Source organism: Wolbachia endosymbiont (group A) of Gastracanthus pulcherrimus, assembly GCF_964028265.1.
Lineage (GTDB): Bacteria > Pseudomonadota > Alphaproteobacteria > Rickettsiales > Anaplasmataceae > Wolbachia > Wolbachia pipientis.
Genome location: NZ_OZ034763.1, coordinates 63,871 through 90,696, shown reverse-complemented (window position 1 = coordinate 90,696; position 26,826 = coordinate 63,871). Strand labels below are relative to the sequence as shown.

Below are 26,826 nucleotides of genomic sequence, written 5' to 3'. Positions count from 1 at the left end.
CTACTTGCTGATCCATTTACTTTTCACTATTTTCTTTGATTTTTTACTTTCTGGTTTTTCACTTAAACTATTCCATTTACTCTCTGGCCATCTATCAATCCCCAGTGCTATCGATGCTGCTCTCGCATAAATACGGCAATCCAGTACTTCATTTCTTTCTCTTACCTTTTGCCACTCTTGTTTGGTATAACCTTTCACTACCTTGCTGACTAATTGCTCTGCCGTTAGCTGCTTAAAATATTCAGGTGCATACTCGGGAAAATGACAATATCCTGCCGGCACTTTCTCTTTTTCCCCGTTTTTTAAAACATTAAGTAGCTGAAAAAGCTCTGACTTTAATATCGATACTCCTACTGGCCACAGCTTTATTCCTCTTTTCAGCTTTTGACCACCAACTGTTATATCTACTCTACTTGGGCTGCTAAGTGGTACTAGCGCTTTGTTTACACCTTTCACTGCCATTACTCTTCCAGACCCTTGATGACCTCTTACCCAATTGTATACTTCTTGTGTCGCATACCCAGCATCAACTGCCATCATGCTTATCATGTATTCAAGCCCATTTTCACCGATAAAATGATGATTGAGGAGCTCAGAGAGTTTTCTCCATACTTCCCCACCTCCTGTATCTCCTTCAAATACTCGGTAGTCTATTGACCAACTTTCACGGCTTTTTCCCCAGGCTACAACTTCTACTTCTAAACGATCTTTTTGAACATCAACACCTGCTGTGAGAACTACTTCGCCTTTTGGTACTGTGCCAATCTGAAAAAATTCTCTCCTGTTAAATAATTGCTTCCAGTCTGGTACTTCTCCTTTATCTACCCAAGTTTCTCCTAAAGTGGTATTTATCCAAACTTTCAGTAATTGTTCACTTTCTTTTGCATGCAAAAAATCTTCTACTGCTTGTTGCCAACTATACCATCCAACTGGACTATAAAGACTTGAAAGATGAAATCCTTTTTTCTCCCCTTCTTTTGCCCCTGTAGCCCTCCATTCTCCACGGTCTAGCATCTCTGTCTTCTGATGATTTTCTATTTTGCCGCTACATTCAGTGCAGACATAATGTGCTGTTCTTGAGTCGTTATTTTCCCATTTTATTTGTGACCATTTTAATGTTTGGTAATAATTACAATGCGGACATGGTACAAAAAAATATCTCTTATCTGTCGCTTCAAATTCTTTCTCAATTCTGCTTATTCCATGAATCGTTGGTGTCGATACTAAAAAAATCTTTCGCCGTGCAAATGTATTAGTTCGAGCAATACTGAGCAGTACTGGATCTCCTTCTCCTCCTGAATCTCCTGGATACGCATCTATTTCATCAAGAAAGAGGTATTTTACTGGCATAGATCGGAGGCCTACACTGCTATTTGCTCCAGTTATTACTACTATTCCACCTGGAAATTCCTTACTTTGCACAGTATTCCCTGAATCTCTTGACCTTGGGTCTTTTACTTTACTTTTTAAACATGGCGTACTCTCTATTAACGGCGCAAATCTTCCTTTTGACCAACGCTTTCCCATTTCAACTGTTGGCTGTACTACTAGCATTGGACCTGGTGTTTGATCGATGATATAGCCTATCCAATTGTTACCAGCTTCTGTTCCACCAATCTGCGCTCCTTTCATGAATACTACTTTTTCTGCTGGTGAGGACGGAGAAAGTGAATCCATTATTTCTTTTAAATAAGGAGTTCTTTCCGTTCTCCATTTACCTGGCTCTGATGCTGCAGTTGCTGCTAAAACTCGATACTCATTCGCCCACTCTGATACTTTAAGCTCTGGATCTGGTTTTAAACCTTCAGAAAAAGATGTGGCGTATATCATATTGCTAGCTCTTCACCATCATTAGATGATATTTCCACATCACTTAAATTAGGACTACTTGTTTTCTCACTTTCGAGTTCAACAAACATTTTCTTTTCAAGCGCTTCTTCTATATACTTCTGAATTAAATTACTCATTATTATTGCAGCTATGAGCGCAACTATTCCCACCATTACTGCAGCTATAATGTTAGGGTAAATTCCCACTATCACTATTCCGCATACTGTTATAGAAATACAGACGATATTGATATATTTCTTTATTTTTTTATCTGCTATTTTTCTTTCTTCAAAATATTTATTGCTCAATAAATGAAATGTTGGAAAGTTGTCATTTTTTCCAAATAAAACTATATCCTTTTCCTTGTTTAGTAACTTTACCAGTTTTACGTTATTTGTTGTTATTGCGTACTCAAAAACATCTGTAGCATCTGCTCTTTTCTTTAGCAGTAATTTTACTATATTAAAATGCCTATTTATTGCAGCAAGATATACTGCTGATTCTCCTTGATCGTTTAAAACATCTACTTCAACTCCTTCTTTTAAAATCGCCCCTAGAATCTCCCCATATCCCTTTTTTGCTGCTAAGTGAAGTAAATTGTTCCTCTCTACTCCATACCTATTACTTATTAAAGCTTTTACTATTTCAGATTTGTTCTCTTCTTTCGCATAACAAAATGGTGTCTTGCCATTATCATCTTTAATCAAAGGATCTATATCCTCTCGGGTTAGTAATACTTCTACTGTTTTTAGTCTTTCAGCGTAATGTAGTGGTGTTTTATTTTCATAGTCTTGTAAATTAACTCCAGCATTAGGAACATTTATTAACCATCTTACAATATCTAAACATAAGTCTCTTTCGTCGTAATTACTACTACTTATAGCTACGTGCAAAGAAGATAATTTCATTGCATTTCTGCCGCTACCAGCTATGTTAACATTTGCACCAAGATTTGAAAGTAATTTTACTACTTCTAGCTTCTTGTTGTTTACTGCATAATGAATTGCTGCATGATTTCTCGCGTCAAGAACATCTTTGTCTGCATTTCCTTCTTTAATTAAAATTTCTACTATTTCTTCATGCCCAGCTCCTGATGCTAAGTGTAACGGTGTATGTAGTAAAGCATTCTGCTCATTAACATTAACCCCTTTGTCGAGTAAAAACCTTACAGCGTTTGCTTCATTCAACATCGCAGCTAAGTGAAGTAAGCTATCTTTCTCTAGTCCGTATTTGTTATTAATTAGTGCTTGTAATATTTCTTCTCTTGCACAATTCAGCGCACTTTTACCATCATCATCAGTGATTAGTGGATTAATATTTTTCCTGTTCAGTAAAAGAGCAACCATACTAAGCTCGTTAATTTCTACTGCATAATGCAGCGGTGTCTTTCCATTTAATCCTCTAACATTTACATCCACTCCTGGTTGATTAATGAGACACTTTATTAATTCTAAACTTAAGTTAGCAGACATTATTAAAATTTAGCGTTAGATAATTCTTCAAGTGAGTTTGTAATCTCTTCAGTTAGCGTCTTATGAATCTTTTCAGTGTCACTCAGTGATGCAAGTAGTGCTGAAACCCTATTTGGAATATTAAGTAAATTATTACGAACAACTCTTGCTACATTAAATGCATCGCGCTTTACTTCCTCTACTGCTACAAGTTCACCAATCTCAGCTTTTGCTTTTGCCTCCAATAATCTTCCCCGCTCCATTTCATTTTTTATTCTAGTTTTTAGCAACATCGTGGAAAGGTTACTTGTATTTTCGTTTTCTGGATTTTTCCTCCTCAGTGGCTGACTTGGATCCCTTATTGCTGCCACCGCTTCATTTGCTTGTTCTCTATTGATCAAACCATCCTCCAACTTAACTATTCCTTTTTTTACTAAATAACAGACATATTGCTTTGATACTCCTATCTCTCTTGCCCATTCTGTTTGCGTGATCTTTTCCACTTTTTTTGCCTATTTTTTACGAGTTTTCTTCTTGAGTCTCTGAAAAGGTTTTGCCAGTATCAGCAATTCCCTACCTGTTTATACTTGCCAATATTTTAGAGATATTTTACTAACACAAAGCGAAGTACTCCGGTTTATAGCTGCTTTCTTTTTACATAGTGAAATTTGGCTATTTTTAACTAATACTATAAATTACATCTTTGTAGTTATGAGATTCAACCACTACTTGTTCTAGCGTTAAACTGCTGCATTTAGCATCTTTACTGTGGTTTTCTTCAAGCACTTTTGTCCTTGCTTCCTTTATTTCCTCAATGAACTTTCCATTAACTTTTTCTGGTTCAATTCTTTCCTCACAATATACAAGATTTGTGCAATTTGTTTTTCTGTAGTAATGTACTCCAAGGCATATCATTGATAGTGCAAGTATACTCGAGCCTACAAGTACTGATAGCCCTACGTTATTAATCAAAGCATTCTGGTAAAACTTCTGTACACTACTAATACCACCTTCCACATACAGTAATAAAGGCCATACTATGTTTGCAGCAACCAAACTGCTTAATAATGCTGTAAATAATGGCCTATCTTTGATTACTGATTCTACTTTATTTCTTCTACTAATGACTTTGTCGTCAATATTAATGAAGTTGTTCTTACCCTTCCAAGCGTTAAGTGTAAAATGTGAATGAGTACCATTGCTGTATTCCAGTTTGACTGATTTTATTACTTTATCTTTTGGTTGATACTTTAGCACCTGATTCAAAGTTTCATTCGCATTCTTTCCCCCTATTTGACACTCTTCAGTATCTCTAAATTGCTTTATTCCACAAAATATTGTGCTAATTGCAAGCAATGAAGTAATCGCTATCATCGGCATAGTAATGTAGAGAGGGCTGTTTGCAAAAAACGTGACAAATTTTGCTTTATCCTGTAAATATACCAAAGCTGCAGAAACGCTAAGTGCAACAGCAGCTATACCGAAAATTATAAATTCCTTCTGCTGCACTGCATACTTTACTCTTGGCAAAATTCTATTTGTTTTCTTTTCTTTTTTAATTAACGGGGTTTCTTCATTATCACTTTTTTCTGATGAGCTAGTTGAAAGTGTAACTGTACTGTCATGATTTAATGATATATCCTCGCATCCTTGAACACCACAAGACTCACTCATTTCTGTTACTTGAGAATTTGATCTTGTCATCTCTGCACTTCTATTGTCTATTCCACTATCGCTTCCTTCCAAACTCTTTTTTAAAAATTTTGTATTCAGATCTACAGGTTCATCAATTATATCTTCTGATCCTTTCTTAATTGATGTTTCTTCAGAATTTGACTTTTCTATCTCTGGACTTTGATCATTTATTTCACCATCTAAACTTCTTTTCGAGAATCTTTTACTTTTGTTTATAGTTGCATACATAGGTTCTCCTATAGCATCTTGCTCATCACATTTTTCTCCATTTAATTGGAAAGAAGAATGTGGTAGCTTTGGTGGTACAATATTCTGAATAATACTCAATCGATGATTTTCTGCTGTTCTAGGTGAAGGTGGAGCTACATTTCTAATATTGTCCTTCTCCAACATTCCATTTCTAGGTAACAGCTTTGGTTTATCTCCTAATTCTCTATCCTCTTCCTCTTTTTGCATTTCTTTTGTATTGTATATTGTGGAGTTGGAAGATGTGTTGGATGCCGCCTCAAACTGATCAAGAGAATACGGACGGTTATATTCTATATAAACTGTATTAAATTTATCCTCTGTATCTTCACCCTTATCCAACACTGAAAGTGCATCAAATTGATCAGCACCTGCCTCATCCATTCCTAGTGTAATACTGCCATCACTACCATTACTAATCACATTTGAAAAAGCTGCTTTGTATTCAGTGTTGCACTGCTTCAGATCGTGACTACCACAAGTTTGCTTCATATGTTTCTCCTTAATAATAGGTGTTTGCTTCGTACCTTTTTCAAACAATTCAATTCTCTCCTTAACAGATAGTGTAGAATTTGAAACATTATTTTCTACTTCTTCAGAAAACGATACTTCATTATTTGTTTGCAACGTTACGATTTTAGGTAACGTGTTTGATTGATTCGTTGAGTACATCTTATTTAATTTAAAATTGATTTACATGTACTACATTGAACTAATTAAAATACGGTATATACCAGTAAATTAATATTACAACTACTCATGCTTACTAAATTTCTGTTTGCATTATCCCTTCCACTTTTTTCTTACTGTTTTTCTTCTTGAATCTCTGAAAAAGTTTTACCAGTACCAGCTAAAATGGCATCTCTTCCCGTGTATACTTGCCAACGTTTTATGGTTACATCCACAAATTTTGAATCTAGCTCTATTGTCCTGCAAATTCTTCCTGTTCTCTCACATGCAATCAGTGTGCTGCCAGAACCACTAAATGGATCAAGTACGATATCTCCAGGTCTGCTGCTGTTTACTATTGCTTTTTCCATTAGCTCTACTGGCTTCATTGTTGGATGTAATGAGTTATGCACTGGTTTGTCATAAAACCACAGATCACTTTGATTTCTACCACCATGCCACTCACGTTTATTGCCGCTTTTCCATCCATAGAGTATTGCTTCGTATTGTCTTTGATAATCTGATCTTCCTAGCGTAAAGTGATTCTTTGCCCAAATGATAAATGTTGACCATTTTCCTCCTGCTTCTTCAAATACTTTTTGCAACGTTGAAAACTCTGATGATGATATGCAGATGTAAATTGCACCTTTCGTATATGCTAAAATATGGGAACAGATATCGTAGAGAAAAAGCTCGTACTTTTCACCTTGATTATCGTTTAATATCTTTTTGTCTTCTCTTTCTTGACTGCTACCATAGTCAACGTTATATGGAGGATCACAAACAGTAATATCTGCCATTTTATCGTCTAATACTACCTTAAATGACTCAACTACAGAGCTATCACCGCAATAGATTCGATGATCACCTAAAATCCATAGATCACCTGGTTTTGTTATTTCTACTTTTTTGTCATCAACAGCTAAGTCAGAAAGATCTTCTTCTTCACCATCTAAATCATCAAGAAAGTTTTGAACTTTTTCTAGCTCAAATCCAGTCATTTTAAGATCAAACTGTAAATCTTCTAATTCTTGAATTTCCACCTTTAAAAGATCATCATCCCACTTTGCCCAGTTAGCTGATTGATTTGCCAGTAACCGAAAAGCTTTAGTTTGTGGTTCATTTAAATTATCACTGAGGACTACTGGAATACTTTCCATACCAAGTTTTCTTGCTGCTTTAAGTCTTAAATGACCATCAACCACAGTTCCATCGCTTTTTGCAACTATTGGAATACGAAAGCCGAATTCCCTGATTGAAGCACACATTCTGTTTACTACATCGTCATTTTTACGTGGATTATGCTCATATTCGATGAGATTTTGAGTAGGATAATAGTGGATTGCTAAATTCATATAATTTAAATTCTTGATAATTAAAAAGTTAATATTCAAAATATGTCTAACACTAGAAAAGGCCTGAGGTCTGACCCACCAAACCCGCCAGCCTGGCCGAAAGGACCCACTTTTTATGGATTTTTCATCTCATTAATATCTTTACTAAAATCCATAACATAGAACATTAATGCCAAAGCATCCCCCTCATTATCATCTCTAGGTAAAAAACCTTTTTCATGTATCGCTTCAATAACTTCACTCTTACTTGCATTACCTTTGCCTGCTATAAAGCGTTTTATAGTTTTAACATTAACACCTTTGTATGGCACATGATGTTCTTCACACCAAGCAGACAACACTGCAAGAAAACCACCGTAGCAATGCGCAGCATCTGTTCCTAAATGTCTTCTTACTTCCTCAAAATACACTGCAGAGATGTCTTTCAAAGAATTGAGCCAATTACGAAAATTTAAGAAGCACATTCCGCCTCCACTGAAACGACTACCATGAAAGCTTTTGCTCCCACTTTCAATTATTCCATCTGTCAGCATTGCCCAGCCGGTTTGTTTGCCGAGATCTAGTGTTAAGATTGACGTACAAAAACTCCTTTGTGTAATTAAAGTTCAATGCCCTGTATAATATATATGTACGATGACTCGCAAATTCGTCCGCAATTTTGAAAAAAAATTAAAAAAAATTTCATATCCTGCCATTTGAGTTTTTACTTATCTTAATAACTATTTTACATAACTTATATTACACCAATATTTATATTATTATATTATCATATATTATATTTTACCTGTATTTAAATATATATATAATATATATAAGACTTCAGTAATCCGTAAATCCTCTTCACTGGCCGATTTTAGCCACTTAACTTTAGAAACGGCTTTTAGGAATAGAACATAAAAAAGACAATATTATCAATAACTTAACGATTACTGCTTTCTGAAATACTAATTAGCAATTCAGAAATTAGGTACGAAATTGGTAGTTTTTTACCTATGAAAAAGTAGCTTCAGTAGTGTATCAAAACGTTTAAATCTTATTTTAATTTTTAAAGATTTTATTCTTTTAGATAAAAAAATTATTACTACTTTTTTATAATAAATTAGTCATACAAAGTCTTGGTAAAAATCTCTATTCATGAAACTTTTGGAGTTTTTATGAAGAATTCTTATCAAGGAATCGATTCTACAATTGTTAAACATGTGAGATTTCAAGCTTCGCGCCTTAAATCCAAAAGCTGTTTTATTAACGAAAGTCTCGAAGATATAGAACAAGAGCTTTTTTGTCAGGTTTGGCAATATCTTAACCAGCACGATGAGAAAAGAAGTAGTTTTAGTACTTTCGTTGCTAGATTAGCTAATTATTGTGCTCGCAATATGTTACGCAATCAGTTATGTCTAAAACGTAATATAACTTTTGATGATATAAACGACGATATTCCAGATCATAGGAACTCGGAAATCGAAGCGATAATTCGCACTGATATAAATAATATAATTTCAACTTTGTCTGAAAAAGATAGTAATTTATGTCAATTACTTAAGGTATTTACTATTACTGAAGTTTCTGTAATAACCAAAATACCAAAGACAACTATCTATCGCACACTAGAACGAATACGCGATAAATTCTCAGTTTTAGAGAAGTTATAAGCTCTCGATTATATTTGCTCAAAATTTTTTTTTGCAAATTGCGGACGAATTGCCTAGGTCATCGTACATATATATTTAGGTACTGGGAGAAAAATGAAAATAATGAACAGCAATGAACGGCTAAAAGTTCAAACAGGTATAAAAATGGTCATCTTTGGTCCTTATGGTATAGGTAAAACTAGTCTCTTAAAGACCATAAATGAACCAACACTTTGTCTTGATTTTGAGGCAGGTTTACTTGCTGTTCAAGATTGGCAAGGGGATTCTGTAAGTATTCGTACTTGGAATGAGGCAAGAGATATTGCATGTCTCATAGGTGGTCCTAATCCTGCGTTAAAATCTGACTCAGCATATAGCCAAAAACACTATGAGCATGTATCCAGTAAATACAAAGAGCTTGCTTCAGAGTTTCTCAAGTATCGATGTATTTTTATCGATAGTATTACAGTAGCCTCGCGTTTATGTCTATTGTGGGCAAAAATGCAACCTGAAGCTTTTTCTGAAAGATCAGGAAAACAAGATATGAGAGCTGCTTACGGGTTACTTGCTCAAGAGATGATGGCTTGGCTCAATCAGTTTCAACATATTCCAAATAAAGACATCATTATAGTTGGAACTCTTGGGCAATACCTTGATGATTTCAATCGCTCGACTTGGCTACCTCAATGTGAAGGTGCTAAAACCGCAAGTGAAATTCCTGGCATTGTTGATGAAGTAATTAGCATGGTTGGAATCAAGAAAGATGATGGTACAGAGGTTCGTTCATTTGTCTGTCAGACGATTAATTCTTGGGGATATCCTGCTAAAGATCGAAGTGGTTGCCTTAATATGGTTGAAGAACCGCATCTAGGAAAACTTCTTACAAAAATTAAAACTAAAGCTTTTGCAATTCAACCTGTCACGCCCAACATATAGGAGGTTATTATATGCTACAAAACTTTTTAACTATTGGTCAAAAAATTCCTTTTTTCAGTGTGAAAGAATACTTGGACGATCGATCGCCAATACCAGAGGATATAATCTCACCAAGAATTTTAACAAAAAGAGGCTTATTGGTACTGGGTGGCCCACCTAAAATCGGCAAAAGTGACTTTTTGATTTCATGGCTCGTTCATATGGCTGCAGGCGTTTCTTTTCTTGGTATGGTTTCAAATAGACCTTTGAAAATCTTCTACATGCAAACTGAAATTGAATATGAATATATGAAAGAACGTTTGCAACAACTTCAACTTGATAATGAACTTTTGAATGTAGCTGCTAACAACTTAATCATTACGCCAAAAGTGCACTTATCATTTAATCATGATGAAATAAGTGAAATCAAGGAAATTATGAATGAACGCTTTAAACCTGATGTTTTGGCCATAGATCCATTACGTAACATCTTTAGCAGTGAATATGGGAATGAAAATGATAATAGTGCTATGCTGTTCTTTCTGCAAAAGACTCTTGAGAAGCTACGCAGTGCTGTCAATCCAGATGCTTGTATTGTACTCACTCATCATACAAAAAAATTATCGAAAAAGATGCTCGAAGAAGATCCATTTCAAGGCCTAAGTGGTGCTGGATCTTTACGTGGATTTTACAGTACTGGTATGGTGATGTTTGCTCATGATGAAGAAAGCAGTGCACGCCAGATAGTATTTGAGCTTCGCAATGGTGAACGCGTGCCAAACAAACTTGTCGATAAGATAAATGGTCATTGGCAGCTAATGGAATAGCTAATTTTCACTTTAAAGTCAACTTATAGGAGAGCGTATGCTACAAGATTTTTTAACTGATTTTAATAACGCAAAACTGCAAAGCAGTTTAATACCGAAAGGTACAATAGTCAAGGTAAAAATGGCGATAAAGCCTGGAGGTTATGAAAATTGGTTCACTAAAAACTACACTACTGGCAGTATCTATTTAAATGCAGAATTTACCGTCACTGAAGGCCCATATGCAAAACGCAAGATTTTTCAGATTATAGGTATCAAAAATGGCAAAGCAGAAGGTGAAGAAGACATCTGGGGAGAATCTGGACGTTCTATGCTGCGTAGTATTTTGGAATCATCCAGAAATATTCATGCAAATGACACTTCAGAGAAAGCAGTTACCGCTAGAAGAATAAACTCTATAGCTGATTTCAACGATTTAGAGTTTACAGCAAAAGTAGGCGTTGAAACTAATAATACATACGGAGATAGAAATAGGATTACTACAGTTATTACTCCAGAATTACAAAAAAGTTTTCAAGATGATTGGTTGCCATTTTGAAGTATGACGAAGGAAAGTTGTGGGCTGCTGTTATTACTAGAGCTATTCAGGATGCAGCAGGAAAAAACCCTAAACTTAAAAAAGAGGCTTGTCAATGGATTCGCTCACGATCTTTTGAAACTGTTTGTGAGCTGGCTAATCTTGACTTTAAACGTCTAAAAAATATGTTGAACAAATTTGGAATAGACAAGGAGAATTTTATGGATTTTTCATCTAAAAATGCTTTGAAAATAAAATCATTATTAATTAATAACATCAAAGATTGTTTATCTTATTTGTTACCTGAAGGCAAATCTTACCAAGATAAATTCTATATTGGAAGTAGAAATGGAAATAAGATAATAGTTGAAATGGAAGGAGAAAATGCAGGAAATTGGTACAACCTGATCGAAGAAAAGAAAGGAAATATAATAGACCTTTGGACTTTAGTTAAAGGTAATATAGATTCTGCTGAAACATGGTTGAACGGTAAAGATGAAAGAAGTTCCATATTACAAGAAAAACAAAACGAAGGAAAAGCATTTTCTGTAAATCATTACTTAAATGACAAATCACCAATGCCACAAGATATAATAGGCCCAAGAATTTTGACACCAGGTGGTCTTTTGGTCATAGGTGGTACTCCAAAGATTGGCAAAAGTCATTTTCTTCTTTCTCTATTAGTACATCTGGCAGCAGGAAGATCATTTCTTGGCATGGAACCTACAAGACCGCTAAAAATATTCTATCTACAAAATGAAATGGAATATGATTATATTAGAGAACGTATACAACAACTCAACAAACTTCCTCATTTAGCAACAGAAAACTTAGTTGTTACGAACAAGATGAATTTGACCTTAAATGAAGAAGGTATAGAGAAAATAAAAGATATGATAGCTGAAAAGTTTGATTTAGTTGTGATTGATTCCCCTTATAATTACGTTAACTATGGTCTGCAGCATGCAATAGAAAAACTACGTTCCAAGATTAATCCTATGGCTGGAATAATCATCACAAATCACACCAAAAAAGTATCTACCTCTATATTGGAAAAGAATCCATTTCAAGCTCTCGTTGGTGCTAACGCTTTAAGAAGTTTTTATACATCTGGAATAGTAATATTTCAACCCAATAAACGTACAAATATCTTGCAAGTAGTATATGAACTTAGAAACGGTAGATCTATACCAACAAAATTCATCAACAAGGTTAATGGATGTTGGAAATCTGCTAACGTTATAGCTAGAACATAAAAAACACAAATTCTTCAGGTAGGTATGGATATTTATTGTTCACAAAGAAATGGACATTATAAATTATTAGGGAAGAAAGAACAGTTAAGAACTCAACTCCTATCAAATATAAGGTCATGTCTTTCTTATTTACTGCCAAGAGGAACTTTTCGTGGTGATAAGTTCTATGTAGGTGATCTAAAAGGCAATCAAGGAAAAAGTATGATAGTGGAGTTAACTGGTAGTAAAGCCGGATTATGGCATGATTTTTCTACCGGAGAAGGAGGAGATATTTTTGATCTTTGGGCTGCTGTTACTGGAAAAAATCAATTTACTGATACGATAGAAGATATTGCTAAGTGGATTGGTTATTCGGAAAAAAATAACACTCTGGGGCAACCAACGGCATCATGGAACTATTATGATGAAAGTGATCAAGTGATTGTTACAGTTTATCGTTATAACACTGATTCAGGAAAAAGATATCTTCCTTTTGATGTAAAAAGGTCTAGTTTTACTCTACCAGAGACCAGGCCTTTATATAATATTCCAGGTATCATGAAATCTGATAAGGTGATTTTAGTTGAAGGTGAAAAGTGTGCAGATGCTCTGATAGAGCAAGGTATGACTGCCACAACTGCGATGTTAGGAGCAAATGCACCAATAGAAAAAACAGACTGGTCACCACTTAAGGGTAAGCATGTTATTATTTGGCCAGATAATGATGAACCAGGTAAACAATATGCTGAGAAAGTGGTGAGAAAGCTTACTTTTCTTGGTGTTTTATCACTTACTCTTCTTGAAATACCCGAGAATAAACCAAAGGGATGGGATTCAGCTGATGGTATAGAAGAAAAGATGAATATTCCTAAATTCATTGAAAATAACTCGAAAAAAATCATCGTTAAGCAATTGCTTAATATTCAAGAATGGAGCGTAGAACGTTTTATAGGTCCAGTACCAGAGCAAAAGTTTCTTGTTGAAGGGTTATTTCCTTTAGGAGTAACATCTATTCTAGCTGCGATGGGAGATACTGGTAAAGGTATGCTTCTGCTTGATTTAGCACTGAAAGTTGCGAGTAGAAAAGATCAGCCATGTGGTTTTGGTCCTTTAGTTACTGAGCATGGATCTGTGGTAATATTCTCTGCAGAAGATGATATGAGTGAAATACATCGTCGTTTAGAGCGTCTAGACTCACAATGCGAAAGATTAAAATATAAGGATAGGCTCTTTATTGTACCATTACCAAATGTTAGTGGATCACTTACAATCATAAAGAGTGTTTCAGGTAAAGTTATAGAGACTTCTCCTGAATTTGAATCTATAACAAAACAACTTAATAAAATAAAAGACTTAAAATTAATCGTATTTGATCCACTTGCATCATTTGTGCATGCTGATTTAAATACTGACCCAGCCGTAGGCGATTATTTGATGTCTTTATTATCTGATTTAGCAGGTAGCACTGGAGCATCAATAATTACTGCCCATCATATGAGAAAGCCAAAAAGTGAAAAACCTATATCGACTGTTGAGCAAGCACGAGATGCCATTAGAGGTACATCTGCTCTTGTTAATGGTGTTAGGTGTTCATACGCTTTTTGGTCTGTGGAAGATGCAGCTAAACCGACAATTTTTAAATCAATAGGAGAATCTGTAAGACAGAACGCATTATTTTATGGAGCAATTGTTAAAGCAAACGGTTTGGCTGATCGCACTTTACGCACTTATTTAAGAAATGAAGAAACAGGATTGTTAGAGGACATAACTGAAAGATTAAAAATAAAAAATATGAACGAAAAAGATTCAAAGCAGCATCTTATAACTGCAATTACACGAGCAGCAATTTCTGGACATCCATTTACCCATACAGGAAGTACAGGAGTGTATAAACAGCGGCATAGACTACCTGAGGAGTTTCACAGTATAGGAAGAGATAGAATGGAGCGTATAGTTCAAGAGCTGTTACAAGCACGGAAGCTGGTTAAGGGAATGGCTACTGGTTCAAAAGAAGATAAATGGCTTGACATTCCTAGCGGACCATTTGCTCGCGGTGTTGGAAAGTTTAGCTGTGGAGCTGAGCTATTCTCCTAAAAAATTTTTCTGATATAAAAAAATATTTTGATTTTTGCGGACGAATTTTGAACTCACCGTACATATATAATATAGGGGGCTTAATTAAAAATGTCAATACTCACACAGTCAGGAAGAGCAGCAATAGCAGCCAGCATAAAAAAGCAATCTATCCATATTGCTTGGGGAACAGGTGATTCAAGTTGGGAAAGTAGTCATAAAGTAGAGAATTTTTTCACCCCTGATGGCAAAATATACTTAGATCACCCCCCAGTCAAAGATGTGAAGGTTTTTCAGAATTCAACAATTTATAAACCAGGTATAGATTATATGGTTGATAGTAATACTAGTATTCTTAAACTGCTTGAAAATAGCTCTATCACGGCAAATAGTGCAGTTACTGTAGAGTATACTCAAAATAAACCACCAGAGTCCATTACGTCTGAAAAACTGCTTAATGAACTTGGCAGACGTACTGTAGACGAAGTGCTATTCTGCACAGGTGATGAAAACGGCGAACTTATAACTCCTTCTGGAAGGTTTAGGCCCTTAAATGTACCAACTAATAACTTGTACCTTAAATTTACTTTCGATTTCACGGACGCAGCAAATCAAGTTATACGGGAATTAGGGGTTATGGTTGGTACTAAAATAAAAGAAGGATTATCTGAAGGACAGAGATATTTCGAGCCAAAAGACGTGGAAAATCCTGGAATTTTGTTAGTTTTAGAACATACCGTACCACTTATCAGAACATCTGCAACTCGGGAAACTTTTTCATTTGTTGTAACTTTTTGAAACAAAATGACCTTAAATAGTTATTATAACCGCTTTAATCCTGACAAAGAATATGAGAAAAGCTTATTTCTTGCTGGAAGAGGTCTACAGTCTGCAGAATTAAACGAGACTCAGGAGTATGCTCTCTCTAAGCTTAAAGGCATAGGTGATGCAATATTTCGTGATGGTGATGTTATAACAGGAAGCAATTGTATTATAGATAGAGAAACTGGTAAAGTTACGCTTGAATCAGGAAAAATCTATCTGCGTGGTGCAGTTAGAAAAGTCGAAAAAGAAGAGTTTGTTATTCCTCTTAATACTATAGTTCGTATCGGTGTTTATTATCTAGAATCTACAATTACAGAGCTTGAGGATGAAAATCTTCGTGATCCTGCAGTTGGTACACGTAATTATCAAGAAGTAGGGGCAGCAAGGCTTAAAGTTTCCACCATTTGGGGTTATCAATCTGAAGGTTTTTTTCCACGTTTTTCTGAAGGGGAGTTTTATCCAATCTATAACATTGAAAATGGAGTGTTAATAGAACATTCACCGCCACCACAAGCAAATATAGTAACTACTGCTCTTGCTCGTTATGACAAAGAGGCAAATGGTTCCTACGTCGTAAATGGCCTAGAAGTAATGTTTTTGCAGAGAGAAGAAAAAGACGAAAAAGGGGCGAAAACATTTGTGATTAATGAGGGCAAAGCTCATGTTGATGGCTATGAGATTGAACTTCCTCACAGTATTCGTGTTTCTTTTGATCAAGATCCGGATATAAAATCAGTTGAATCAGAACCACATACTTTTCAGCCAAATAGCCAAAGGGTAATGGAACTGAAGGTTAATGATTTTCCAATAAGTGAAATTAAAAAAGTAGATATAACTGTTCAGAAAACCATTACTGTTACTCATGGTTCATACTCTGGAGCTATTGATCCGATACCTGACTCTGCAGTACTTGAGATTATTCAAGTTAAACAAGGCAATGTTATTTATGAAAATAGTACAGACTATAAGTTAAATGCAGGAAACGTTGATTGGTCATTACCAGGTAAAGAGCCAGCTCCTGGAAGTAGTTACCTGATAACCTATCGCTGTCGTACTCATGTAAGTCCTGAAGATATAAGTGAAGAGGGATGCAAAGTAAAAGGAGCAGTTGATAACAGCTTAGTTTTGATTGATTACACCTGGAAAATGCCACGCTTTGATTTAATTACTATCAATAGCAAAGGGGTGGTAAGAAGAATAAAAGGAATTTCCCACTCTTGGAGACCATCGATGCCTCAAGCACCTTCTGGACAACTTTTACTCTGCTACATTCATCAGACGTGGAAAAAAGGCGAAGGGGTAAAAATAGTGAATAATGCTATTCATGCTGTACCGATGAATGAGCTTGAAGCAATGAAAAAAGGAATAAATGATCTTTATGCGCTGGTTGCACAGGAACGTCTACGCAGTGATGCAAATTCAAGAGAACCTACCAGCAAAAAAGGAGTATTTGTTGATTCGTTCTTCGACGATGATATGCGTGATCAAGGAATTTCGCAGTCTGCAGCAATAGTAAATAGAGAGCTAGTTCTGCCAATAGATGTAGAAGTTGCAGATATTGAAAAAGGTGGGGAAAGATATCTTTTGCCTTATAAACTTGAACCGGTACTGGAACAGCTTTTACAGACTAAAGGAGAAAAGATCAATCCATATCAAGCTTTTGATCCAGTCCCGGCACAAATTACTCTAAATAAAAATATAGATCACTGGACGGAGGTTACCACGAATTGGAAAAGTCCAGTAACCAGAGTATTTAATGTTAAAGAAACAACAGAGCTGCTATCAAGTACTTCATATGAAACTGAATTTATGAGAGAAGCAGTACAGAATTTTGAGATCGAAGGTTTTGAGCCAAGTGAGCAGCTTAAAGAAATAAAATTTGACGGAATAAACATTCAACCTATAACTTAAAATTGGAAAAATAAATGTTAACAGCTAACAACCAGGGAAAATTAAAGGGAAAAATAAAAATCCCAGCAAACATTCCAGCAGGTACTAAATTGGTGCAATTTTATGGGAATAAAGGAAGCTATGGAGAGACAACTTATACTGGTAAAAAAACAATTACCATAGAAGAAAGAAGAAGAGTGATCGCAGCAAGAAGAGTTGATCCTTTAGCGCAAACATTTACTCTAAATGAAAGTAGGCACATAGGAGGCGTGGAGCTATGGTTTGTAAATAAAGGCAAAAAACGTGTTGTTGTGCAGATTAGAGAAACAGCAGTGGGAATGCCCTCGCAGACTGTCATTGCTGAAAGCTATATTGAGCCAAAAGATATAAAGATAGATGGCACAGCAACACGTATTACTTGGTCTCCTGTCTGGTGTGAAGCTGGCAGAGAATATGCAATAGTTTTACTTACCGATGATGCAGATACTGCAGTAAAAATAGCAGAGCTTGGCAAGTATGATGCAGTAAATAGCCGTTGGGTAACAAGCCAGCCATATCAAGTAGGAGTATTACTTTCATCAAGCAATGCAAGCACCTGGACTCCACATCAAAAATTTGACCTTACGTTTCGATTACTAGCTGCAAAATTTAGCGAAAATTCTCATGTTATTGATCTTGGTAAAGTCACTGCAAACAACGTATCAGATTTAATAGTTTTAACAAATGTTGAAAAAGTAGCATTTGATACCAATGTAGAATTTATCTTAACAGATGAAGAGGGAAAAGAAAACTTTTTGTCTGATAATTTGCCGCTTGCACTGCGTGAAAGAATAAATGGGGAATTAACGGTAAAAGCAAGCCTAAAAGGAGGGCGAGAAAAAAGTCCAGTGCTATATCCTGGATTACAGCTAGTTATGGGTAATCTTTTAGAGTCTGGAGATTATGTTACAAGAAGCATTACAGCAGGAGCTAACACCAAGATCACCATAACATATGATGCGCTAATACCAGGCACTGCAGATGTTAAAGCGTATGTGCAAAAAAACATGGATTGGCAATTAGTAAATTTAACATCAGGAAAACCAATAGGGGAAAATTGGGTAGAGAGAACTCATGTACTGACAAACTTTAATGGCAATGAAACAAGGGTAAAATTGGTTTTAAGTGGAACGGTTATTTATCGGCCAAAGGTAAAAAACTTGCGGGTTGTTATAACGTAAGAAAATGCCAAATGATGAAACGAGGCGCGGATATCCTTTGCCACACCCAGAGAATATTGCAGTGGAAGATGTAGTACGTATTCGCAGAGCTATAGAAAAAATAGATGAAGATATAAGTGAGAGAGAAAATGAACTTAAGAGTAATTTTGAACGATTTAGATTTGAAACTTTTTTGAATTTTTGGAAATGAAGGAAGCAATAGAAGCATTACACCAAAGAATAAAGGATTTAGCAGCAAATAGCACACCTGATCAACTGGCATATCTTGCAAAATCTCTGGAATTGATAGCAGATAAAAAAGCTATTTCTGACATTGTGCAAATGACTGAAGTGAAAGAGATAATTGATGCACTACAGAGAAGGCTTAAAGATTTAGCAGCAAATAGTACACCAGATCAACTAGCATATCTTGCTAAGGCACTGGAATCAATAATCGGCAAAAGTTCAGTTTCTGAAATTGTACAGATGACTGATGGTAAGCTAAAAGAACTTCTAAACGCTGCAAGATCACATTTGAATGACATAAATACCAATAAGGAAAATTCAATATCGGCGATAACTGTAGCAAAGACAAAGTCTGTAAATGAGATCAATACGCTAAAAACTAATACCTTGGATACTTTAAAAGCATCATCGGATTCACATATATCACTACTTGATACGAGAAAGAATGCCAATATTGCAGCAATAAACAGTGTTGGCAATGATCATAAAGATGGTCTGAAAGGTTTAGTGAATAACTTCCGTACTGTTAATGATGTACCAAGCGGCTCATCAATCATGAAAGAAGTAAGAAATCGTCATATGATTGAACCTGGAGCATTACCTTTTTTATTTGGTGTACTAAGTAGAAAAAATAATTACTTTGGCCACGGAACTTTTACAACTGAGCTTGGTCAGTGGAGTAGTAAAACAGACTATATGCTGCAACTACTAGCAGGTACTCACACGTACGATACAAGCTATGTTAGTTTTTATCGGCCAAGACAACTCAGTTTTTTAGAAGGAAGTAAAGGTACATTTATCTATGGAGAATCATACCCAAGATTCATGTATGATGGATTTTCGGAGCAATTCAATATGCTGAAATACCCTTATGCTGCATTGGGAGTAATATTCGTAAAAAACACAAGCAATGTAGATATAAGTAAAACTCTAAACTTTGTTGGATCTGCAATGTGGTATAAAGATGAAGTTAATTATGGAGGAGCAGGATTATTTATAGGTACACCTGATAAAACTAACGCAAGGAAGTCAGAGATTTCGAGAATTACTTGGACACGTATTTACCAGCATGAAATTAGCAGTCCTGAATTTATTGCATCAGGTAACATAATCATTCCAGCAGGAAAAACTGTTACAGTGTTACTTTATACGTCATCCAATCTTCACTCAGGAAATGAAAGAGTTGGTGAGACACCTGAGTTCTTTGCAAGTGAGCACACGTATAGCACAATCTATGGTCAATTTATTCAGTGGGGAATATATAATTTTCGCAGCAATTTTTTAACCAAAGGGCTTGAGATAGATGTAGAAAGGACATTAAGAGCGTGGCAATGTCCAGGATTAGATGCAACATATAAACTTTGGCATTAAAAAATATATAAGTTGAAACCAAAATACTTGAAAACAAGCCAGAGAGAATTTTTATTGGTAATAGTTTAACAGGGGGAAAAATTGTTCAACGCAGTAAAAAGAATATTTAAGAAGAGCTATTGCAAAATGCGAAATTTTCTATACTTTCTAGTTTCTGTCTTTATTTTAATAAATATACTAAATCTTAAAAAGTAGTAATCAGAAGAAGAAAATTAAAAGAGTTTTCTTGACAATTTTAAAGAGCAAGTTTTAGCAGATAACTATATGACAGAAGAATTTTTACATGGCGTAAATGTTATTGAGGTAACCTCAGGGTCAAGAACAGTACGCACAGCTAAATCATCAGTAATAGGAGTAATCGGTACTGCTCCTGAAGCAGATGAGCAAAAATTTCCACTGAATAAACCAGTGTTAATTGCAGGAAGCTTAAAGGAAGCAGCAAAGCTCGGAAAGAGTGGCAGTTTACCTTCTGCAGTAAATGGAATATTTTCCCAAATTGGTGCAACAGTTATAGTAATTAGAGTTGAGGAAAGTAAAAATATTGATCTAAAGTTAAAAGAAGAAGAGACGCTGAAAAATATAATTGGCGGTGTTGATAAAGAGACTGGAGAGTATCAAGGGATTCAAGCATTCCTCAGTAGTGAAAGTATAGTTCATGTTGCTCCAAGAATATTAATTGCACCTCAGTTTACTCATCAGTTACCTGAAATAGATGGAGTAAATTCAGTAGTGAGTGCTTTAATTTCCATAGCAGAAAAATTAAGAGCAATTATTGTTGCAGATGGACCAAATACTAATGATGAAGAAGCAATAAAATGGAGAAAAAGTGTAAGCAGCTCAAGAGTTTACGTGGTTGATCCTTGGGTGAAGGTACTTATTGAAGGAGAAGAAGAAATTTTACCGTCTAGCCCATTTGTAGCAGGTTTAATAGCGAAAGTAGATAGCGAGCAAGGCTTCTGGCATTCACCTTCAAATAAAGAAATAAACGGTATTGTTGGAACAAGCAGGCCTATTGATTTTAGCTTAGGTTATGCAAATTGTAGAGCAAACCACTTAAATGAAAATGAAGTAACAACGATAATTCATCAAAATGGCTACAGGCTTTGGGGAAATAGAACATGTTCAAATGACTCAAAATGGGCTTTTTTGTCAGTGAGGCGTACTGCAGACCTTATTAATGACAGCCTACTTAGGGCTCATTTATGGGCAGTTGATCGCAATATTACCAAAACTTACATAGATGATGTGATTGAGGGGGTGAATTCTTATTTGGCCAATTTAAAAACGCAAGGAGCGGTTATCAGTGGAAAATGTTATGCAACACCAGAGCTCAATACACCAACAAATATTACAAGTGGAAAAGTGTCTTTTGATTTTGAGTTCACTCCACCATATCCAGCAGAACAGATTACTTTCAGGTCACATCTTGTGAGTGGTACAATATTATAAAAAGGGGAGAAAGAGGAAAAATGTTACCGAAAATACTGAGAAATTTTAACGTATTTGTTGATGGTCGTGGTTATGCAGGAAAAATAGATGAAATAACCTTGCCGAAGCTTACCATAAAAACAGAAGAATACAGAGCTGGTGGTATGGATATTCCAATAAATATTGATATGGGCATGGAAAAGCTTGAAGCAGATTTCACTTTTTCTGAATACGACACAGAACTCTTTCGGCTATTTGGGTTGATAAATGGAAATTCAGTAGCTTTGACGCTCCGTGGTGGAATGCAAGGTAGTGGAAGTAATGATATTGAAGGAGTAATAATCAATTTAAGGGGCATATTCAAAGAATTTGATTTTGGTAGCTGGAAACCTGCTGAAAAAGCAACGCTGAAGTGTACTGTAGCTGCCCATTACTATAAACTTACGATAGGTGGCAATGAGCTGATAGAAATCGATGCCGAAAATATGATTAGAAAGATAAACGGTGTTGATCAAATGGCCTTGCTGCAAACAGTTTTAGGTCTATAAAAAGATTTTGAAATTTTATTTTTTAAGGAGAAGCATATTAAAATAACTTTAAAAGTGTAAAAATATTTTATTTTTTAGGAGAATTTTATGAAAACTGTAACACTTAATAATCCAATAACAGTTGATGGAATTTCTGTCTCAGAACTTACTGTTAGACGTCCAAAAGTTAGAGACTATCTTGCAATTGAACGCTTAAATGGTAGTGACCTTAGTAAAGAAGTAACTTTGACTGCCAATTTGACATCAGTTGCAAAAGAAGCAATTGAAGAGTTAGATATTGCTGATTATGTGAAAATTCAAGAGGTATTAAAGGATTTTTTTTCACCGATTATCCAAAAAACTTGAGATTAGAAGTATTAATGTTCAGCTCTGTTGTAGGAGGCGGGGTTGAACAAATACTTGATATGGAGATTAATGAATTTATCTTATGGCATAAAGCAGCGAGGAAGGTACAATGTCAACGTTATCTATAAAAATTGGAGCAGTCCTAGATGGCAGTTTCAGTACTGTAATAAAAGGAAGTAGCAGTCAACTTACTCATCTTGGTGAGAATATAAGAAAGCTTGACTCATCTTTAAAATCAGTATCAAAGTTTAAGCAGTTAGGTCATGATGTTTTGACTAGCAAGAGGTCATGGAAAGGCTTTGAAGATCAAGTAAAATCTTTAGCTAAACAAATGAAGGCAATAGAGAAACCGAGCAAAACTTTAAAAGCAGAATTTGACAAGGCCAAAACCTATGCAATAAAAGCAAAAGAAGCATATTTGAAAAAGAGAGATGCTTTGCATTCATTTAATGAAGAAGTAAGAAAAAGTGGAAGAAATATTAAGTACTTAGTAAGTGACCAACATAAACTTGGCTCTTCTATTGAAGTATTAAAAGGTAAGTATGGTAAGCTTGGATCTGCAATACGTAGTCACCAAAGTTTTTTAGCAAGCAAAGCACATTTTAAGTCACAAATTATAGAGACTATTGGGCTTGGACTAACGCTTGCAGCGCCAGTTAAAGTTGCTATTGATTTTGAAAGTGCTATGGCTGATGTTACAAAAGTGGTAGATTTTAAAAAAGGAACGGATGAAGCAACTAAATTTGCAAAGAAGTTAAAAGAGATGTCACGTACTATACCATTATCAGCCGCAGAACTGGCACAAATAGCTGCAAGTGGTGGTCAACTTGGTATCAAGAAAGAAGATCTTTTTATGTTTACAGAAACAGTGGCAAAAATGTCTACAGCATTTGATATGTCTGCAGAGCAAGCAGGTGATTCTATAGCTAAACTCTCTAACGTTTATGGAATTGATGTTAGTAAAATGGAATACGTTGGTAATGTAATCAATCACTTATCAGATAACACTGCTGCCAAAGCAAAAGATATGGTTGAAGCTCTAGCAATAGTTGGTGGTACTGCAAAACAATTTGGTCTTGACATCAAGGAAACAAGTAGTTTAGTAAATGCCTTCGTTAGTTTAGGTAAACAACCAGCAAAAGCTGCAACTGCTATAAATGCTCTACTTAGTAAACTTCAGACTGCTGAAGAACAAGGAGGGGATTTTAAAGCAGCATTAGAGCAAATGGGAATAACTGCAGAAGAAATAGTACAAAGAATAAGCGAAAACGGCGAAGAAGCATTACTCTATTTTTTTCAAACTCTAAAGAAAATGGATAACCAGGAACGTTCTACAATCCTTATGAAACTTTTCGGTCAGGAATATCAAGATGATATTGCATTATTAGCTGGAAGTTTTAATAAGTATGAGGATGCAATAAAGTTATTGGCTAATACAGAAAAGTACAAGAGCTCTCTACAAGAAGAATTCAAAAATCGTGCAGACACTACAGCTAATAAATTACGACTTCTTCGAAATGCAATAGCTGAAGTTGGTATGAACCTGGGCTCAGTGATGTTGCCTACTTTAAAATCTATAGCTGAATTTTTACAAGAAAAAACTAGATATATAGCAGAGTTTGCAGAAAAATATCCAACTTTAACCACGGCAATCATGGGTACTGTAGCATCCTTGATAAGTTTAAAAATTGTAGCAGTAGGACTAGGATACGGATTTACATTGCTAGGAAGTACGATTTTTAGTCTGAAAGCAAACCTACTTGGAGTATTTTCATTTTTATCAGCTATAGTTTTTCCTGCAGTAGTAACAGGACTAAGAGCAATAACACTCGCTAACCCTATAGGACTTTTAGTTGCTGGACTTGTTACTGGTGCAGCTCTTGTTATAGCTAACTGGCAAAAGGTGAAAGACTTTTTCTCTAGCTTGTGGAAATCACTCATTGAACCTATAGGAAAAGCTTTTTCATGGATAGGGGAAAGTGTATTTGGAAAAGTATTGGAAAATAGCCCACTGAAAGAATTTGAAAAAAGAAAAACTGAAATAAAAGCAGTCCATACTCCCATAAAGAGTAATATTCTCAACAGTGGAAATCCTGTGCTAGGTAACAGTATAATTAAAGAATTTTCAAAGAGAAATAAAAATAGCTTCAGAGTCAAAAGCCTTATTGAGGAGACAGAGAGCGATAAGATATTTGCAGATTTTGCAAGGAGTAAGTTTGAAAATAAAGAACAAAATAAAACTCAGAACATCACTAATAATTACACTATCAGCATTAAAGCAGAACCTAACCAAGATGTTCGTAGTCTTGCAGATGAAGTAATAAAAAGGATAAGAGAAAAGTCACGTGATGTTTTATTTGATACGGTAGAGACATTTTATTGATGCTATCTCTTGGTCCGTATAAGTTTGCTTCCACAAGTTTAAAGTATAGCAGAGAAAATCGTTGGAGCACGATTGAGTGTATTGAAAATATGCCACTATTACAAAATATCGGTCAAGGTGTAGAAAATATAGATTTAGAAGGAATGATTTATCTGCATAATCTCAACGTGCTAAATCAATTAAAGAGTGTGAAAGAAACTGAAAAACCACATATTTTAGTAGATAGTTTAGGTAATATTTTAGGACAATTCGTAATTACTAGGTTAGAAGAAAAGCAGATGTATTTTTTACCTAATGGACTACCGAGAAAAATTGAATTTAGTTTGAGTTTAAAAAGCTATAGATGACTATATACTATGTGAGTAAAGAAAATGAGATGTTAGATCTGATTTGCTGGAAACATTACGGATTTACTGATGGAGTAGTGGAATTAGTACTAGCAGAGAACTTGGGTTTGGCAGAATATGGAAGCTTTTTGCCCGCAGGATTAAAGATAAAGCTTCCTACTATTAAGAAAATAGTACAAAAGTCAAAATTAAAGGTCTGGGAATAAATGCAGCCAGATTTTATAATAGATAAATGTGAATCAATTAAAGATAGAGTCATATCATTGCACCTTACAGATGAATCAGGAATAATAGATGATGTAGTTGAAGTGTGTGTTGATTACAGGGATGAAGGCATAGATATTCCGAATGAATTGAACATAGCACTAGGTTATAAGGAAATTGGAATCTTTCCAATGGGTATATATACAGTCAACGAAGTGACTATACAGGGTCCACCTAAGACTCTACTAATCAAAGCTCATGCAACAAATTTAAGAATATCTTTGAAGGCAAAAGTATCAAAAGAATGGCGCCAAATTACCATAGAAAACTTAGTAAAAGAAATAGCCCAAAAACATGGATATGGATACAAAGTCGCTGAGGAATTTAAGAATGTATTGATACCCCATATTAATCAGGCAGATGAAAGTGATATAAGTCTGTTAACAAAGATCGCAACAGAGCGTGAAGCAATGGCAAAATTAGCTGGTGGGTATATATTGTTTATTTCAAAGAATATGGCAAAATCAGCCACAGGAAAAGCTTTAGGAACAACGACTATTAGACCTCAAGATACAATTAACTGGAAAGTGCATTTTACCGTACGTGATAAGTATAATTCAGTAGTGGCAAAATGGCATAGCTATGAAAAGGGTGAAACTATTAAAGAAACAGTTGGTAGCGGCGAGCCAAGTTATATTATGTTAGAAATGTACTCAAATGCAGAATCAGCACTAAGTGCAGCAAATGCTAAGTTAAAACAACTAAAGCGAAATAATGCAGTATTGGATATCACTATACCTGGTAATCCAGAGTTATTTGCAGAAGCTAAACTTAATCTTATAGCTTTTAATCAAGCGGTAGATGGTGAATGGATAGTTAACAGAGCGGAGCATACTTTAAATAGCTCAGGTTACCTTACTATGTTGTCAGCATCTTTGAGTAAGTAATGTTAATAAAAAATGAGTAAATGATCTATTTAATATTAAAAAGATGTTGAATATGGATAAATTGGGTCAAGATACAAAAAACAAGCTGCATTTTTGGTGGCTTATAACAGTAATAGTATGTATTATTGCTACCTATTCCTACATGAAGGCAAGAGCTGCAGATAATTATAAAACGATGTTACGCATTGCTTCTCAAAATTGTAACTTAGAGACTGTAAAATTCTTAGTAGAAAATCTATTAGATATTAATGTGCAGATCCCTAAATTAACAGCACTACATTATGCTGCAGAAGAGGGATGTGCAGAGGTTGTAAAATTCCTAGTAGAAAAAGGAGTTGATATAAATGCTACGAAATATGAAAGATGGACACCTTTACATGCAGCTACATATGAAGGCAAATTGGAGATAATTAGATTTTTATTAGACAAAGGTTCAGATCCTACCATTAGAGATACAGATGGAAAAACACCAAGGAAAATTGCTGTATTAAGATCACGGCATAATAAGGACAAGCCTTATGATGAAATCATAAAGCTACTTGCTAAAGCAGAGGATCAATACGAATCAACAAAAAGTAATCACTAAAGCTGTAAGTTTTCTATAATCTGCATATAAATTTCCAAAACTATCCATAACAAGTTAATATTTTCA

The 26,826-nt window shown here is 35.1% G+C and carries 25 protein-coding genes; 19 read left to right on the top strand and 6 right to left on the bottom strand.

Annotated features, from left to right (window positions below):
* The 6 genes from ABWU47_RS00420 to ABWU47_RS00395 all read right to left on the bottom strand — a co-directional run bounded on the left by ABWU47_RS00420 (window position 1) and on the right by ABWU47_RS00395 (window position 7,779).
* Window positions 1-1,830 (bottom strand): phage terminase large subunit family protein, encoded by a 1,830-nt coding sequence (locus ABWU47_RS00420; RefSeq protein ID WP_353285681.1) that lies wholly within the window; start codon window positions 1,828-1,830, stop codon window positions 1-3.
* A complete protein-coding gene (locus tag ABWU47_RS00415; protein ID WP_353285680.1) occupies window positions 1,827-3,302 on the bottom strand; it encodes an ankyrin repeat domain-containing protein in 1,476 nt (491 codons plus the stop codon). Before ABWU47_RS00415 ends, ABWU47_RS00420 begins: the two co-directional genes overlap by 4 nt.
* A gap of 2 nt (window positions 3,303-3,304) precedes the next feature.
* On the bottom strand, window positions 3,305-3,784 hold the full coding sequence (locus ABWU47_RS00410) for a hypothetical protein (RefSeq protein WP_353285679.1): 480 nt from the start codon (window positions 3,782-3,784) through the stop codon (window positions 3,305-3,307).
* A 175-nt stretch (window positions 3,785-3,959) separates the two neighbouring features.
* Complete coding sequence (locus ABWU47_RS00405) at window positions 3,960-5,894, bottom strand: hypothetical protein (RefSeq protein WP_353285678.1); 1,935 nt, start codon at window positions 5,892-5,894, stop codon at window positions 3,960-3,962.
* A gap of 131 nt (window positions 5,895-6,025) precedes the next feature.
* A complete protein-coding gene (locus tag ABWU47_RS00400) occupies window positions 6,026-7,246 on the bottom strand; it encodes a DNA modification methylase (protein WP_353285677.1) in 1,221 nt (406 codons plus the stop codon).
* Between the two features lie 113 nt (window positions 7,247-7,359).
* Window positions 7,360-7,779, bottom strand: a complete 420-nt coding sequence (locus tag ABWU47_RS00395; RefSeq protein WP_353285676.1) for a Holliday junction resolvase — start codon at window positions 7,777-7,779, stop codon at window positions 7,360-7,362.
* A gap of 621 nt (window positions 7,780-8,400) precedes the next feature.
* Between ABWU47_RS00395 and ABWU47_RS00390 the strand changes: the two genes are divergently transcribed.
* From ABWU47_RS00390 to ABWU47_RS00300, 19 genes are all read left to right on the top strand, one after another.
* Window positions 8,401-8,895, top strand: coding sequence for a sigma-70 family RNA polymerase sigma factor (locus ABWU47_RS00390; protein ID WP_019236463.1), 495 nt, complete (start codon window positions 8,401-8,403; stop codon window positions 8,893-8,895).
* A 93-nt stretch (window positions 8,896-8,988) separates the two neighbouring features.
* A complete protein-coding gene (locus tag ABWU47_RS00385; protein WP_264735620.1) occupies window positions 8,989-9,810 on the top strand; it encodes an ATP-binding protein in 822 nt (273 codons plus the stop codon).
* 11 nt (window positions 9,811-9,821) lie between these two features.
* A complete protein-coding gene (locus tag ABWU47_RS00380; RefSeq protein ID WP_353285675.1) occupies window positions 9,822-10,616 on the top strand; it encodes an AAA family ATPase in 795 nt (264 codons plus the stop codon).
* Window positions 10,617-10,653: 37 nt separating this feature from the next.
* Window positions 10,654-11,154, top strand: a complete 501-nt coding sequence (locus tag ABWU47_RS00375) for a hypothetical protein (protein ID WP_265023922.1) — start codon at window positions 10,654-10,656, stop codon at window positions 11,152-11,154.
* Window positions 11,151-12,389 carry an AAA family ATPase gene (locus ABWU47_RS00370; RefSeq protein ID WP_353285674.1) on the top strand — a complete coding sequence of 413 codons (1,239 nt, stop codon included), beginning with the start codon at window positions 11,151-11,153 and terminating at the stop codon, window positions 12,387-12,389. The genes ABWU47_RS00375 and ABWU47_RS00370 overlap by 4 nt, the downstream gene beginning before the upstream one ends.
* Before the next feature lie 24 nt (window positions 12,390-12,413).
* Entirely contained in the window at window positions 12,414-14,462 is a 2,049-nt protein-coding gene (locus ABWU47_RS00365) for an AAA family ATPase (protein WP_353285673.1), read from the top strand.
* Window positions 14,463-14,552: 90 nt separating this feature from the next.
* Window positions 14,553-15,239, top strand: a complete 687-nt coding sequence (locus tag ABWU47_RS00360) for a hypothetical protein (RefSeq protein WP_353285672.1) — start codon at window positions 14,553-14,555, stop codon at window positions 15,237-15,239.
* A gap of 6 nt (window positions 15,240-15,245) precedes the next feature.
* Window positions 15,246-17,177 carry a DUF4815 domain-containing protein gene (locus tag ABWU47_RS00355; protein ID WP_353285671.1) on the top strand — a complete coding sequence of 644 codons (1,932 nt, stop codon included), beginning with the start codon at window positions 15,246-15,248 and terminating at the stop codon, window positions 17,175-17,177.
* 14 nt (window positions 17,178-17,191) lie between these two features.
* Window positions 17,192-18,376, top strand: a complete 1,185-nt coding sequence (locus ABWU47_RS00350) for a hypothetical protein (protein WP_353285670.1) — start codon at window positions 17,192-17,194, stop codon at window positions 18,374-18,376.
* Between the two features lie 4 nt (window positions 18,377-18,380).
* A complete protein-coding gene (locus tag ABWU47_RS00345; RefSeq protein WP_353285669.1) occupies window positions 18,381-18,566 on the top strand; it encodes a hypothetical protein in 186 nt (61 codons plus the stop codon).
* Entirely contained in the window at window positions 18,563-19,972 is a 1,410-nt protein-coding gene (locus ABWU47_RS00340) for a hypothetical protein (RefSeq protein ID WP_353285668.1), read from the top strand. Before ABWU47_RS00345 ends, ABWU47_RS00340 begins: the two co-directional genes overlap by 4 nt.
* 264 nt (window positions 19,973-20,236) lie before the next feature.
* Window positions 20,237-21,421, top strand: a complete 1,185-nt coding sequence (locus ABWU47_RS00335; RefSeq protein ID WP_353285667.1) for a phage tail sheath subtilisin-like domain-containing protein — start codon at window positions 20,237-20,239, stop codon at window positions 21,419-21,421.
* 20 nt (window positions 21,422-21,441) lie between these two features.
* Complete coding sequence (locus tag ABWU47_RS00330) at window positions 21,442-21,948, top strand: phage major tail tube protein (RefSeq protein ID WP_353285666.1); 507 nt, start codon at window positions 21,442-21,444, stop codon at window positions 21,946-21,948.
* A gap of 87 nt (window positions 21,949-22,035) precedes the next feature.
* Window positions 22,036-22,293, top strand: coding sequence for a phage tail assembly protein (locus tag ABWU47_RS00325; RefSeq protein WP_353285665.1), 258 nt, complete (start codon window positions 22,036-22,038; stop codon window positions 22,291-22,293).
* A gap of 109 nt (window positions 22,294-22,402) precedes the next feature.
* On the top strand, window positions 22,403-24,676 hold the full coding sequence (locus tag ABWU47_RS00320; RefSeq protein ID WP_353285664.1) for a phage tail tape measure protein: 2,274 nt from the start codon (window positions 22,403-22,405) through the stop codon (window positions 24,674-24,676).
* On the top strand, window positions 24,676-25,023 hold the full coding sequence (locus ABWU47_RS00315; RefSeq protein ID WP_275021086.1) for a phage tail protein: 348 nt from the start codon (window positions 24,676-24,678) through the stop codon (window positions 25,021-25,023). The genes ABWU47_RS00320 and ABWU47_RS00315 overlap by 1 nt, the downstream gene beginning before the upstream one ends.
* Window positions 25,020-25,229, top strand: a complete 210-nt coding sequence (locus ABWU47_RS00310) for a tail protein X (protein WP_010081876.1) — start codon at window positions 25,020-25,022, stop codon at window positions 25,227-25,229. The genes ABWU47_RS00315 and ABWU47_RS00310 overlap by 4 nt, the downstream gene beginning before the upstream one ends.
* A complete protein-coding gene (locus ABWU47_RS00305) occupies window positions 25,230-26,174 on the top strand; it encodes a phage tail protein (protein ID WP_341823039.1) in 945 nt (314 codons plus the stop codon).
* Window positions 26,175-26,226: 52 nt separating this feature from the next.
* Window positions 26,227-26,760: an ankyrin repeat domain-containing protein gene (locus ABWU47_RS00300; RefSeq protein ID WP_353285663.1), complete on the top strand. Its 534-nt coding sequence runs from the start codon at window positions 26,227-26,229 to the stop codon at window positions 26,758-26,760.
* The last annotated feature ends 66 nt before the right edge of the window (window positions 26,761-26,826 follow it).